Origin of the sequence: Chlorogloeopsis sp. ULAP02 (assembly GCF_038404745.2) — a bacterium.
Lineage (GTDB): Bacteria > Cyanobacteriota > Cyanobacteriia > Cyanobacteriales > Nostocaceae > Chlorogloeopsis.
In genome coordinates this window covers 114,458-128,282 of record NZ_JAYKTT020000030.1, presented here as the reverse complement: position 1 = coordinate 128,282, position 13,825 = coordinate 114,458, and the positions used below count along the sequence as shown (strand labels likewise).

Here is a 13,825-nt window from a genome sequence, read left to right as displayed (position 1 = left end):
TACTGACTAATTATAATTTTTACATATAGAAAAACAAATTATGATAAGAATTATTTAAAATAACTCTTAAAAAATCTACTCAAAATATATACAATTGTGCTATCTTCCATTTATTAATAGCTAAAAATTACACCAAATATTCAGAGCAATATTCTCAGTAATAGTGGATAAGTAAACATCACAACAAAAGTGTTGATGTGGCAAGTTATTGTCTTTTTGCATTAACTACAAATCGGTAACTGCAAGTCAAAAATATTGATTAGTGTCGGCGAGCTTAAATATCTTAATTAAAAAGTATCAATAGTAAAAAATCTTAACAAAAATAAATTCGCCTTTTTCCCAGAAATAGTTCTGAAATCAGGGCGATTCTTTAGGAACTGATAACTATGCTAGTTGCACTAATTATAGCTTGGATTGTATTTACAATCTTAATTAAAGTCATCAAAACAACTGTAAAAAATGCATTGATAATTGCTGCTGTTATTGTTTTGTTACAGGTTGGTTATGGCATTGGCCCTCAAGATATTTGGAATCAGATAGTGAAGTTGACTCAAACCTTAGCGCGATAATAATAGTAGTCCTCTTTGATGTGTGAAAAATTAAAAGACACAGATCCCCGACTTCTCTAAAAAGTCGGGGATCTTATTGTTCAGTGTCTGTCCGCAAAGTGTTTTTCTAAATCAAAATCCAGAATATACTTTTTAAGTACTCAGACAGAATTAATTACACACATTATTTTCCTATCACCTGTTTTTTCTCTTTCCCAGGTTGGAGCCTGGGAAAGCATTCATTGAGGCAGAGCCTCCAGTTTTCATTACCATGCAGAATATGGTAATGAAAAATTAAGAGTTAAGAGTTCCTTTTTATTTTGCACGACCACTTATTTTCTGATACTTAATTTCTTTGTTACTTATTTAAGGATGTCGAAATTTTTGCCAATGCATCCTTGACACTTGCAGGTAACTGACGCATAACTTTTCCTCTTTCACGATCTAATGCCACCAATGCAACTGTACCAGTAACATACAATTCCTGACGATTGGGCGATTCAATCACATAATCCCAATTGATACGGACGCCTGTCACTTCTGCCATGCGTGTTTTTACTACCGCCACCATACCTAATTGAATAGAACGATGATAGCGTAGCGAGAGTTCCACAACAGGTAGATCGCAACCTAAAACCACTAAATCAGCGTATTCAATACCTATCGAGCGCAAGCATTCTACTCGCGCTTCCTCCATCCAAGCTATATAAGTGCCGTGCCAAACTACGCCTAAATAGTCGGTATGGTGAGGTTGTACTCTGACTGGATATTCAAACCAGTACTCAGGTGTACGACTAGATGGATTAGCAATAGCACTTGTGGGTAATTGGTTATTGTTTTGTTTTTCTTCAGACATCTTAAATCTTCGTAGCAACTATTAAAGATGTTCCACAACTGAAATAGCATAAAAAATAGTCGCCTTGTGCAACTAGTTTCTCTAGCCGTCAGCAAACCATATAGGGGGTTTTGTATGTACCCTCGAAAATTTTATTGCAATATTGTTACTGCCACCATACTGATTTTATTAGGAGCAGAGGTGGTAGTTTCAACGTTACCTTCTGTTGCTAAAAATACAAATATTCAAAACCAAAATGCGGTAAATACAAAAGATTCAATATCTGTTCAAAATGTAGTGCGACTGCATCAAGAGGCGATCGCCCTATCTCGACAAAGTAAATTTCAACAGGCGCAACAGAAATTACAAACTGCCTTATCTATAAGCAGAAAAATTGGCGATTTGCCTCTGGAAGCCGCAACATTTAACAATATTGGCAGAGTCTATCAACAACAAGGTCAGAATTCGCAAGCATTCAAATCCTATCTGCAAGCGTTAGTTATAAACAAAGAACTGAGCCTGAATGAAAAAACTCCTGGGCTGGCTCACATTGCTTTTGGCAAAACTTATAGTAATTTAGGGTACCTACTCTCAACCCAAAATCAACCAGAATTAGCAATTTTCTTTTACAAGCACTGCGTCAACAATCGTGAAAAAGTCCGCCTCAATCCAGCAGCTTTTTCTGGACGAAAATTAGATGCCTATACTTTAACAGTTGCTCAGACATACCGCGCTTTGGGTGAAAAGTTAATCAAAGGCGATCGCATCGAGGAAGGGCAACGGATCATGGATTTAATCAAAGTTGAAGAACTAGAGGAATATCTTAATAATGTCCAAGGCAATCAACGCACTGCCAAAGGCATTGAGTTGGCAGCAGCAGAAAAACCTATAAAACAAAAGTTAGATAAAACTCTAGATAGCGCTATCGTACTGGGCAAAGAACTGACAAAGCTACGAGAAATTCCTCCAGAGCAGCGATCGCCCCAACAAAAACAGCAAATTCAACAATTGGTAGAAAATCAGCAGCAAATCTTAGAGGAATTTAACAACTTCATCAACAGTCCAGATGTGAAAGCCCAAGTAGAACAAATTAATCGCACAGCAAGGCGGCAAAATTTGGACTTAGAGAGCCTCAATCAAGTTCGGGATAATTTATCGCAATTACCGGAAAAATCTGTACTTGTTTATCCTCTAGTTTTAAAAGATAGCTTGGAACTGGTATTGGTAACTCCTGACTCCCCACCAATCCGCCGTAGCGTTGCTGTTGGGCAAGACAAGCTCAACCAGACTATACTAGCTTTTCGTAAAGGTTTAGAAAATCCCAGTTTGGATGCCAAAACACCTGCACGTCAGCTATATGACTGGCTGATCAAACCAATTGAAAACGACTTCAAACAGGCAAATGTCAAAACAATTGTCTACGCACCAGATGGACAGCTGCGCTATATCCCTTTAGCCGCTTTATATGATGGCAAGCAATGGCTCATCCAGCGCTTTAGTATCAATCATATTACCGCAGCTAGTTTAACTAACTTTAACAGCCCACCGCCAACAGCAATACGCGTTTTAGCAGCTGCATTCACCAAAGGCAGTTACCAAGTGAAAGTGGCGAACCGACAACTTACCTTTTCCGGATTACCCTTTGCTGCCAGAGAAGTGGAAAGTTTAGCAGCGACGGTACCCGATACCAAGAAAATTTTAGATGATGCCTTTAGCCTTGATACGACAGTGCCTCAGATGGATGATTACACAATTGTTCATCTGGCAACTCATGCAGCTTTTATTGCTGGTAAGCCAGAAGATTCCTTTATTTTATTTGGGAATGGCGATCGCGCCACCCTTAGAGATGTCGCAACTTGGTCTTTACCCCGCGTAGATTTGGTAGTATTAAGTGCTTGCGAAACTGGCTTAGGAGGCAAGTTGGGTAACGGAGAAGAAATTTTGGGCTTTGGTTACCAGATTCAAAAAACTGGTGCGAAGTCGGCAATTGCTTCCTTATGGACTGTCGATGATGGTGGTACCCAAGCTTTGATGAGTGTATTTTATACACTCTTACCTTCAGGAAAATTAACAAAAGTCGAAGCTTTACGACAAGCACAAATTGCTTTGATCACTGCAAAGCTATCTGCTAATCCTCAACAAAGTAGAAATAATAAATTAGCATCAGCAATCGAGGCTAATCTTAGCCATCCCTACTACTGGGCGCCCTTTATTTTAATTGGAAATGGATTGTGACTTTTCCTAGCCAAGCAATAGCGATTATGCCAAAGCTTAACAAAACAAAAAATAGAAATACTCTGAAATTAATCTTAGTAGTTGACGAAAGCCACCTTACTGCTATTTCAACAACATAAAGGATACTGGTTATTGATTGGAGAGTAGGATGAACTACACAGTCAAATAGTCAACAGACTTAAATTATGGAGTCGGCTATAGACTGTAAAGACAATTCCAATTTCCGATCTTCCACCTCAACTATCACTTTTTCGCGCCATCCTCAAAGTTCGCAGTTTAATTAGCAGCGCTTGGCGAGGGTTTTGTTAGCGAGCGGAGGTTGAGTTGGGTACTTGACAATATTTGCTAGTTCTTGTAGCTGATTTACTGCTTCTGCACCCTCTAATTTCATTAATTCGCGATCGTCTCGCATTTCTGTCCAGGTAATTCCGTAATCAGAAACCAAAAACCTAATCAGGTGATTTTCTCCCAAACTCACCATAAACGAAGCACTATTCATTTGGTCGCCACAGGTATAGCAAGACGCAGGATAACCACGCCGCTCAAGTACAATAGCCAAGGCTTGCAGGTTCATTACTAAGTCTTGGACGAATTGTCGATGTTGTTGCGCTAATCTTAGAAACACTAGTTTCCTCCTACCACCACGGTCACGTGATCCCTTTTATATTTTCTTTAGATTTTCTCATTAACTGGTATTGTAAACTATTCATTACAATTCCCAGGCATAGATAAAGTTGATAAATAGCTACCTAGCTTAAGGTAGTTTATTGCGGCTAGAGGTGCCGTATCAAAATATTCAATTTGCAAAAACAAAATATTAGACAGAACTACCAAGCCTAATATTATCTTTATACACTTCTATCAGGGTAGATGGTTGCATAAAACAACCCGCTATAAGAGTAACTCATAATTAGCACAAGTCAACAACAGAAAAATCACATATCGCGTCTTCATTGGCAATTTACAGCCAAAACTCGGATGATAGTCTAGTTTTACACTATTTCGCTTCATTTTATGAGTGATTTGCATCCGTAGTTAATATGTGCTTTATATGATTGCGCGATTAGAAATTACTCAATTTGTGGTTCAGATACCCATTGTATCCTGGATAGAGTTTGGTAGATAACCTTGGCAATCTGAGATTTGCAGTAATCTAGTAACAATTTTACAGTGGTTAGCTGTACAGTGATTTTACTTAATCTACAATCTCAAATGTAAAACCCAAATCGTTTGACTTATCCCTGACAATAACTAAACCTTCTTTAAGGGTGTTGCCATTTAGGCAGTATTTTTGTTTAAACCATTATAAAAGTGTAACTAATTATACTATTCTTTGATAAGAAGAAGAGTTGTAAATTACTTATTAAATAAAGTAAATTCAAATAAAAATAGATATATTGCTAGTATAAATTTATTCAATAACAGTAATATTGCTGAGTGCTTGATAATTAATATAAATATTCCGCAAGGATATAAAATCAAACGCAAAAGACAGCTTGGGTAAACGAGCTGTCTTTTTTACAAAATCTTGAAATCTCTTAATTCAGATTACTTGCCACCAACCAAAAGCAGGGCCAATAAAACGGATTGTTACCCAAGCTACAACTAAACCACCAATACCAATCCAGGCACCGCGAGTTGTCCATTTCATAAATAGTTCTGCTTGGGATTTAGTAATTGGAACCCAAGGCATAATCCGAGGATCTTGATCCTTCCCGTAATTTTCTCCCAGTGTGGTTTTACGACGCTTTGCTTCACCCATTTGCTTAACCTATATTCAAACATCAAATCATTTCTAAGGCTGATAATAACGCTTACATAGTTAAAATTATTGACGCTCTATTTAGCTTTAATACGATCACATTTATATTTTTTCATGAGTTGGACAAGATGCCTGCCCGACCGAGACGGGCAAGTGAAACATCTAGTTAACTATGGAGAATTATCCTGACTAGATTGGGAAAATAGGCTGGGATCAAGGTAGTTAATGCGTGCTAGGGGGCTAAGGGCAGCTAAAACTTGAGCGCCATAACTACGGTTAACTACACGGCTATCAAGTAAAGCCACAATTCCTTGGTTTTCTCTAGCTGGAGCGATCGCTCGTTGCAATTCGTTCAGGGCTGTTGGCAGCAAATATAAACGGAACCAGTCTTGATGCGATCGCTTGTAGTAAGCTACTCTACCAGCTACGAGAGGATTTTCTAGGGATGGCAAGGGTAAGGTAGCAATGACGATCAATTGGGGTGCAGGCAAATATGCTTGATGCTCTCGCCAAAATTCCCAACCAGTCACTAAAATGCCATTTTCATCTAAACAAGTTTTTTCCACTTGCACCCGCGAACCAAACTCCGAAGCCAAAATTGTCCCTACCTGAGCTTTGAGTGGCACATCTCCCACCAGTACAACTGTCAAGCCTGGCGATGTGGCACTTAAACAAACGAGGGTACGGACTTTGTGAATAAAAGCAGCTTGAAATTCCGGCGTATTAGGCAAAGGTAATTGGTATGGTACATACAGTTGAATTGCTTCTGTTTGGCTATCCGAGAACTTTAGACAAGTCAACTCGCCTAATCCAAAGCGCTGACGGAAAATCGGAGCTTCTGTCTCCGGTTCTAAAGTATTACCAATCAACACTACTGGTTGTCGTTGCCAAATCGGTGAAAGTATTTCCGCGATTTCAATAGGAACACAATGCAAAGAAAATAAACCTTGTCGGCGAGCAATTGTCGCCCACAACAGGGGAGAGGAAGAAGCAAGCTTTGCATTTACTTTTTGAAATTGCTGCCAAAACTTTTGCCAAGCATCCGGTAAGTCTGTTATTTCCAACACTGAATAAAGGTGGCTAAGAATTTCTACTTCTTGTTGAGAAATCAAATAACACTCGTAGGGATTAGCAGGATGTTGGAATAATTCATGTGTCAGTTGTACCCGTGCAGAACGAATTGCCTCAGCTTGATTAGGGCAAGCCAGCATGAGTTGATCCCAATCGCTGCTTTCCAAAGTCACGGTGAGTTGATCGCGCACCCAATCTTCTAAATCGTCTACACCATCAATAATTGTAGGAATGCCACTAGGAAATTCTTCTTTTTCTGCCAGTTGTGCTTTTAACCAAGCTTGAGGAGAAAGCAACAACAGTCCTTGGAACTCACCACCAGGCCAAGCGTCACCTGTTCTAATTGCCTTACTGACTTGTAGCCACTGTTGAAGGCGGGGAATTTCTACTTTTGTCAGGCGTTGCTGCACGTCTTCCGGGGCAACTATAATCACAGGGCCAGGCCACATCAATGCCGAAGCTACGAAGCTTGTACGATAACGTCCTTGATAGCCACACACTGCGCCAACTTGAATTAGGGCGCTACGTTCCAAGCGCAAGGCGCGTGCTACCAACCGTGCCATCGTCAAATGATGGGGCCACGAAGGGAAACCCGCCTGCGATCGCAGGAAGTTATGTAATGATAAATGAACTTCTGCCTCAATCACACGCTTTTCATCCCATACAAAGTGATTTTACCTGTAACAGCCCCATTACCATTATGTATGTTGTCATTAGTCATTAGTCATTAGCAATTTGTTGTTACCAATGACCCATAACTAATGAGCGATCACCAATTATCCTGAATTATGCCAACCTATACAGGAATTTCCAGCGAAGCTTTCAGGCATCCTTTAGATCGGCAAGCCGAACAAGCCCTACGCAGTTTCCCCGGTTTTGATTTAATTGCCCGTAAATTTGTGGAATTTGTTTACGAACGACCCCAGTTAGTTTATCTTATGGGCAACACCATTCAAGTCGGGCCTCGTCAATATTCCACTATTTACCAGATGTTTCGGGAATGCGTGCGGGATTTGGATATTTACCCAGAACCAACACTGTTTGTATCGCAAAATCCCCTTGCAAATAGTTATGCGTTGGGGCAAGAGCATCCTTATATAGTCATAAATACAGGGATTTTAGACTTACTTGACGAAGCCGAAATTAGGGCGGTGTTAGCCCATGAACTGGGGCATATTAAATGTGGTCATACTATTTTAATTCAAATGGCCATGTGGGCGATGAGCGCTGCTTCTGCCTTAGGTGAATTAACCTTTGGGATCGGTAATTTCGTCAGTAGTGCTTTGATTTATGCTTTTTTTGAATGGCGACGTAAAGCAGAGCTAACAGCAGATCGCGCTGCTATGTTAGTAATCGATGACTTAAATACTGTCATGTCCTCGATGATGAAAATTTCAGGTGGCAGTATAAAATATGCTAATGAATGCAGCTTACAAGAGTTTATCCGTCAATCAGAAAATTATCAGACTTTAGATGAAGATGGACTCAATCAAATATATAAATTTTTAATTTACAACGGTGCTCAAGGAATGATGCTCAGTCATCCCTTTGCTGTGGAACGATTACATTATCTACAACAGTGGGCAGAATCAGAAGAATATCAACAAATCAAGAGAGGAAATTATCAGCGATCGCCTGCATCCGGAGCAGTAGATGTGACAGCACAAACTAATCAAAATCAAGAAGTAGAAAATTTACGGAAAAAAATTGAAGAACTGCAAAGAGAAATTAATAAAATTCAAAGGTCGGATTAAAAGGGAACGGGTGAAGAGGAAACAAAGAAAGAGGATTGGGGGACAAGGAAACACGGAGACAAGGAGAAGAATTCTTCCCCTCTGTCCCTGGTGCTTCTTTCCTAGTCCCTATTTCTTCCTCCTGCCCTCTGCCTTCTTCTTGAGATAAATATGGCTATCAAACTTACAAAACTACTGTCTGTAGCTATTATTCTTGTCCATTTCTTTTTCTTGCCAGAAATTGCTTGGGCAGAAATAGCGAAATTTAATACTAATTCAACTGTTATTGTTGCCCAGATAGCCAACTCATCCCCACAGATGGAGCTGACTCCCCAAATGCGCCAACGGCTACAGGCTGTACGTCAGCGCAGAAACAGGGAAATTATGAAAGTTTTAGATTCTTCCCAAATTAATCAACTCAATCAAAATCTACGGACTGGTGATAATTTTGCTCAAGCTTTAGCAAAGTTAGAATTGCAGGGAGAACAGAAAGAATTAGTAGAGGCGATCGCAAAAATTAGCGATTTGAAAATCAAAAAGATTTTATCTGATTACTCGCTACAAACAAGTCAGAAATAATTATTATTGAGCGCTTTCCGTTGGTTAGCAGTACTAGTTCCATGCCAAATTCCCATTCCCGCCTAGTTACTTATAGTCCTGCTTACACAATCGTTCCTACTTACGAATGCTTTAACCGCTGTACCTATTGTAACTTTCGCAGGGAACCGGGTCAAAGTCCTTGGATGACAATAGCAGCAGCAGAAAGTATTCTGAAACCACTTCAACATCAAAATATCTGTGAAATTTTAATACTTAGTGGTGAAGTACATCCCCATTCATCGCAGCGCCAAGCGTGGTTGAAGCGGATTTACGAACTGTGTCAATTAGCACTATCACTTGGTTTTTTACCGCATACAAATGCGGGGCCGTTGAGTTTTGCGGAAATGCAAAAGCTCAAAAATGTTAACGTTTCGATGGGGTTGATGTTAGAACAGTTAACCCCAGAACTACTGAAAACCGTGCATAAATACGCACCGAGTAAAAAACCAGAACTCAGGCTGCAACAATTAGAATGGGCGGGAGAATTACAGATCCCGTTTACAACTGGTTTATTGTTGGGAATTGGAGAAACTGAAGCTGATTGGTGGGAGACATTAGTAGCGATCGCCAATCTCCATCACCGTTACCATCACATCCAAGAAGTTATCCTCCAACCCCATAGCCCTGGAAGTCAGCAAAGATTTGAAGCGCCACCCTTCGATCCCCATCAACTGCCAGAAATAATTTTTAAGGCACGTCAAATTTTACCGCCAGATATTACTATTCAAATACCGCCAAACTTAGTCAAAGATGAGTGCTGGTTAATTGCTTGTGTAGAAGCAGGGGCAACAGACTTAGGCGGAATCGGGCCAAAAGATGAAGTGAATCCCGATTATCCTCATCTTCAGGAGCTGGAATTGAGAGAAATTTTACAGCCTGTGGGGTGGGAGTTAGTGCCAAGGCTGCCAGTGTATCCGCAATTTGATAGTTGGTTGTCGGAAGAGTTACAAATAGCAGTGATGCGGTGGCGAAAACCTCATCCCCAGCCCCTCTCCTTACCAAGGAGAGGGGAGTAGTAAGCTGTTAGGCTTTCAATTTTCCCATTTACCAAATAGGGAGATAGGGGGATAGGGTGATGGGGAGAGGGTTATAAACCTTTGAACCTCATCAGCGAGTCTCTGAAACTCGTCAGCGAGTGTTTGAAACTCGTCAGCGAGTATTTGAACCTCATCGGCGAGTGTTTGGATCTCGTCAGCGAGTGTTTGAACCTCATCAGTGAATGTTTGAAACTCATCAGTGAGTGTTTGAACCTCATCGGCGAGTGTTTGGATCTCGTCAGCGAGTGTTTGGATCTCGTCAGTGAGTCTTTGACACTCGTCAGCGAGTCTTTGAAACTCATCAGCGAGTCTTTGAACCTCGTCGGCTAGTATTTGAACCTCATCGGCGAGTCTTTGAACTCCGTCAATTAATATTAGAAGATGCTTTATAAGCAGAGATGCTGGAGTTGAGGAGCTGGGTTACTATAGCGCTATATTTGCGGAATTTTGAATTATGACGCAATAATTTGCGCTTTTAAGACGCTTATATAATGTTTTTGACCCATTTCGACCCTTACCCGCAGGAGATCCAGCTTATGTTGACTGTCGGGAAGTGCGGGGAGACGGTGACATCCTGGTAGAAATAGGTAGAGAGATTTTGTTTTCTGACAGGATGACTTGTCAACTTTATGCAGGTCATCGCGGTGCAGGAAAATCAACAGAACTGCTGCGTCTACAGAAACATTTAAATGAGCAAGGCTGCTTTGTTGTTTATTTTGCCGCAGATGAGGAAGATATTGAACCAGAAGATGCTCAATATACAGATATTCTCCTAGCTTGTACCCGACATTTACTAGAAGCATTAAAAGATAGTGCTTCTCCTAGCAGTTTGTTGAACTGGTTAAAAGACCGCTGGCAAGAGTTAAAAGATTTGGCACTGACTGAGGTATCTCTAGAAGGCTTAAGCGTAGAGGCGCAAATTTCCCAATTCGCCAAAATCACAGCAAATTTGAGAACCGAACCCGGTCAACGCCAAAAAATTCGTGAAAGAGTTAACCCCCACACAATCACTTTGATTGAGGCGTTAAATCAGTTTATTAATGATGCCAAAAAGCACTTGCCTAATGGATATTCTCAACTGGTTTTCATTGCTGACAATCTGGATCGAATTGTACCTGTAACTCAGGAAGATGGGCGCACCAATCACGACCAAATTTTTCTTGATCGCAGCGAACAACTCAAAGCTTTAGATTGCCATCTAGTTTACACAGTGCCAATTTCCTTGCTGTATTCTAATCGGGCGATAGATGTAGCAAACAACTATGGAAATGCTCAGGTATTGCCAATGATTATGGTGCAAACTCCGCAGAACCAACTCTACCAACATGGAATTAATAAATTTACAGAACTGCTGCAAAAACGCCTAAATTTAATAGACTCTAATCAATCTATAGTAGATATGTTTGAGACGCGTGAGGCGTTAGAGAGATTGTGTTTGATGAGTGGGGGTCATGTGCGGAATTTATTATTATTAATGAAGGAAGCAATTAAATACACTGACACCCTACCCATTCCTACCAGAGCCTTGCAACGCTCAGTGAGCGAGTTGCGAAATACTTATCGAAATACCGTTTTTGCCAATGAATGGCAAGCACTAGCAAAAGTTTATTATTCTAAACAAAAAGAAAACGATCAACTGTATCGGGGCTTATTATTTAATCGCTGTATTTTGGAATATCGTTATTTAAATCCGGAAGGAGAAAGCCAAGTTTGGTACGATATTCATCCCTTAATTAAAGGAATTCAAGAATTTCAGGATGCCTTCAACTTTACCCATCATGAACCTGGCGCACCCTCAGACTGGAAGTCTGGGGCTACAAGAACTAAGTCCGCCTACGCGGACTAGTTTACAATTAGCCTGCGGAGGCAGGCTTTGTTTGTGTAGCCGCGACTTCTAGTCGCCAGGTATTTGTAGAAAAGGTATGCAACAAATGTAGCCCTTATGAACCTGGAACTAACTGATTGGGATCGAGATTTACCACTGGAAATAGATGAAGAATATCAAGCTTTTATCCGCATCATTAAGCTGACAGAAGGCTTTGGCTTACTGTTCGTCCGCTGTTCTCCGGCTGGTGGTGAAAAGTTGATTGCCAAAGTTAAGGAAGATGTTCCCTATAAAAATATTGCTGTTTTGCGATTAGAGAGACCTGTTAATAATTTATACGAACTAATTAATAATTTAGAGAACAAAGAGCAAATCAATATTTTATTTATCACTGGTCTAGAGCATTATTTTTATGAATACGAAGAGTGTAAGAGATTTGCAGATTGGAATAGTAAAGATATTTATTCTTATAGTTGGAAGGGTGTACCGCCTGTTTTAATTAACCTCAACCAACAGCGGGAAAGATTTAGAGATAACTTTAATATTTGCTTTGTTTTTCTACTGCCTCAATTTGCAATTAAGTATTTTATTCAACGTGCTCCAGATTTTTTTGACTGGCGTTCTGGAGTGTTTGAATTTCCTATAGATTTAGAAACTCTAAAGCAAGAGTCATCGCGTATCCTTCTGGAAGCAGACTACGAAAAATATCTTGCCCTAACTCCAGAAGAGAGAACTAGAAAAATACTAGAAATTCAAGAACTAATTGTCGAAGATCATCAAACACGCAGCCGTAAAGCAGTCTTACTAGTTGAACTGGGAAATTTGCATTTGGCTGCACAAGATTACGAAGAAGCGATCGCCTCCTATAATGAAGCAGTTAAAATTAAGCCTGATTACCATGAAGCTTGGTACAACCAAGGAGATGCGCTGTTTAATTTACGAAGATATGAAGAAGCAATTGCCAGTTATGACAAAGTTATTATCCTTAATCCTGATCATTACTGGGCTTGGTACAAAAAAGGTGAAGCGTTACGGAAATTAGGACGCTATGAAGAGGCTATTAGGAATTATGACAAAGTTATTGTATTCAATCCTAGTGACTACTGGGCTTGGTATCATCGGGGGCTATCGTTAAGCGAACTAGGTCGTTATGAAGAGGCGATTGTTAGCTATGATCAAGCACTAAAAATCAATGATAAAGAAATTGAAGTTTGGGGCCATCGCGGCAAGGCATTTTACTACTTAGGCGATTATGAAAAAGCAATTGCTAGCTATGATAAAGCTATAGCAATTAAACCTGAATGTTGTGCTGGTATTTACTACTATAAATCTTGCTGTTTTGCCTTACAAAACTTAATTGAATTGGCAATTGAAAATCTACAAAGTGCAATTAATATGAATCCTGAAAAATACCGAAAGATTGCAAAAACTAACTCTGATTTTGATAGCATTCGAGGAGATGAGCGGTTTCAGGCATTGATTCAAGAGTAGTTACTACGACGAATAATGAATATTGAGCAAGCAGTCTTAGATAATTTACGAGTACTTCCTAATGATAAACAACAGGAAGTCCTAGATTTTATAGAATTTTTAGTGCAAAAAATAAGAAAGCCGAAGCAGGTGAGCAACGAATCCTCAGATTCTAGTATTTCATCAATAACGCAACAGAAAAAAAAATTATCTCTCCAAGAAATTGCTAGACTTCCTGTTGAGGAACGTCACAAAGTACTAGTACCTTATATAGATGCAACAGCCCAAGATTTTTTAAATGACCCTGAATTAACAGAATTTACTGTTTTGGATGGGGAAGACTGGGAAACTGAAGATGGTTAATCCTCAACGAGGAGAGATTTGGCTTGTGCAACTAGATCCAACAAGAGGACAAGAAATTCAGAAAACTCGTCCTGGGGTTGTGATTAGTTCCGATCTGTTTAGCTCTATACCCTTACGGATTATTATTCCTGTAGCGACTTGGCAAACTAAATTCCAAAATCGCCCTTTCATGATTTCTATCCCACGAACTGATGAGAATGGTTTAGATTCAGATTCAGCAGGTAATGTCTTACAAGTTCGTAGTGTCACGACAGAGAGATTTGTCCGGCGTTTGGGAAAATTAGCTGAAGAGGTTATGCAAGAATTACTCGCAGGTTTAGTTATCTGTATTGATTATTCTCCCTAA

General features: G+C 39.9%; 14 protein-coding genes. 10 read left to right on the top strand and 4 right to left on the bottom strand.

The genetic code is table 11. The features are described 5' to 3' along the window. Positions 1-386 precede the first annotated feature (386 nt). Positions 387-569, top strand: a complete 183-nt coding sequence (locus tag U2718_RS13755) for a hypothetical protein (RefSeq protein WP_342000435.1) — start codon at positions 387-389, stop codon at positions 567-569. Positions 570-906: 337 nt separating this feature from the next. Here the strand turns inward: U2718_RS13755 and U2718_RS13750 are convergent, their stop codons facing one another. Beyond that, positions 907-1,404, bottom strand: coding sequence for a thioesterase family protein (locus U2718_RS13750; protein ID WP_342000433.1), 498 nt, complete (start codon positions 1,402-1,404; stop codon positions 907-909). Between the two features lie 114 nt (positions 1,405-1,518). Here U2718_RS13750 and U2718_RS13745 point away from each other — a divergent pair, with 114 nt between their 5' ends. Then, the gene (locus U2718_RS13745; protein WP_342000431.1) at positions 1,519-3,618 is read left to right on the top strand and encodes a CHAT domain-containing protein; all 2,100 of its coding nucleotides are present in this window, start codon (positions 1,519-1,521) and stop codon (positions 3,616-3,618) included. Positions 3,619-3,898: 280 nt separating this feature from the next. Here U2718_RS13745 and U2718_RS13740 read toward each other — a convergent pair whose 3' ends face one another. From U2718_RS13740 to U2718_RS13730, 3 genes are all read right to left on the bottom strand, one after another. Then, the gene (locus U2718_RS13740; RefSeq protein WP_289789206.1) at positions 3,899-4,243 is read right to left on the bottom strand and encodes a DUF1815 family protein; all 345 of its coding nucleotides are present in this window, start codon (positions 4,241-4,243) and stop codon (positions 3,899-3,901) included. A gap of 918 nt (positions 4,244-5,161) precedes the next feature. Then, on the bottom strand, positions 5,162-5,380 hold the full coding sequence (locus tag U2718_RS13735; protein ID WP_342000429.1) for a DUF2839 domain-containing protein: 219 nt from the start codon (positions 5,378-5,380) through the stop codon (positions 5,162-5,164). 170 nt (positions 5,381-5,550) lie between these two features. Then, positions 5,551-7,098 carry an ATP-dependent DNA helicase gene (locus U2718_RS13730; protein WP_342000428.1) on the bottom strand — a complete coding sequence of 516 codons (1,548 nt, stop codon included), beginning with the start codon at positions 7,096-7,098 and terminating at the stop codon, positions 5,551-5,553. Between the two features lie 141 nt (positions 7,099-7,239). Here U2718_RS13730 and U2718_RS13725 point away from each other — a divergent pair, with 141 nt between their 5' ends. The 8 genes from U2718_RS13725 to U2718_RS13690 all read left to right on the top strand — a co-directional run bounded on the left by U2718_RS13725 (position 7,240) and on the right by U2718_RS13690 (position 13,825). After that, the gene (locus U2718_RS13725; RefSeq protein ID WP_342000427.1) at positions 7,240-8,205 is read left to right on the top strand and encodes a M48 family metallopeptidase; all 966 of its coding nucleotides are present in this window, start codon (positions 7,240-7,242) and stop codon (positions 8,203-8,205) included. Positions 8,206-8,355: 150 nt separating this feature from the next. Further along, a complete protein-coding gene (locus U2718_RS13720) occupies positions 8,356-8,763 on the top strand; it encodes a hypothetical protein (RefSeq protein ID WP_342000425.1) in 408 nt (135 codons plus the stop codon). Positions 8,764-8,804: 41 nt separating this feature from the next. Next, complete coding sequence (cofG, locus tag U2718_RS13715) at positions 8,805-9,800, top strand: 7,8-didemethyl-8-hydroxy-5-deazariboflavin synthase subunit CofG (RefSeq protein ID WP_342000423.1); 996 nt, start codon at positions 8,805-8,807, stop codon at positions 9,798-9,800. Between the two features lie 81 nt (positions 9,801-9,881). Continuing rightward, on the top strand, positions 9,882-10,151 hold the full coding sequence (locus U2718_RS13710; protein WP_342000421.1) for a hypothetical protein: 270 nt from the start codon (positions 9,882-9,884) through the stop codon (positions 10,149-10,151). Positions 10,152-10,434: 283 nt separating this feature from the next. Then, positions 10,435-11,667, top strand: coding sequence for an ATP-binding protein (locus U2718_RS13705; protein WP_342000419.1), 1,233 nt, complete (start codon positions 10,435-10,437; stop codon positions 11,665-11,667). Positions 11,668-11,763: 96 nt separating this feature from the next. Continuing rightward, on the top strand, positions 11,764-13,137 hold the full coding sequence (locus tag U2718_RS13700; RefSeq protein ID WP_342000417.1) for a tetratricopeptide repeat protein: 1,374 nt from the start codon (positions 11,764-11,766) through the stop codon (positions 13,135-13,137). A 15-nt stretch (positions 13,138-13,152) separates the two neighbouring features. Next, a complete protein-coding gene (locus U2718_RS13695; RefSeq protein ID WP_342000415.1) occupies positions 13,153-13,479 on the top strand; it encodes a DUF2281 domain-containing protein in 327 nt (108 codons plus the stop codon). Beyond that, complete coding sequence (locus U2718_RS13690; protein WP_342000413.1) at positions 13,472-13,825, top strand: type II toxin-antitoxin system PemK/MazF family toxin; 354 nt, start codon at positions 13,472-13,474, stop codon at positions 13,823-13,825. The genes U2718_RS13695 and U2718_RS13690 overlap by 8 nt, the downstream gene beginning before the upstream one ends.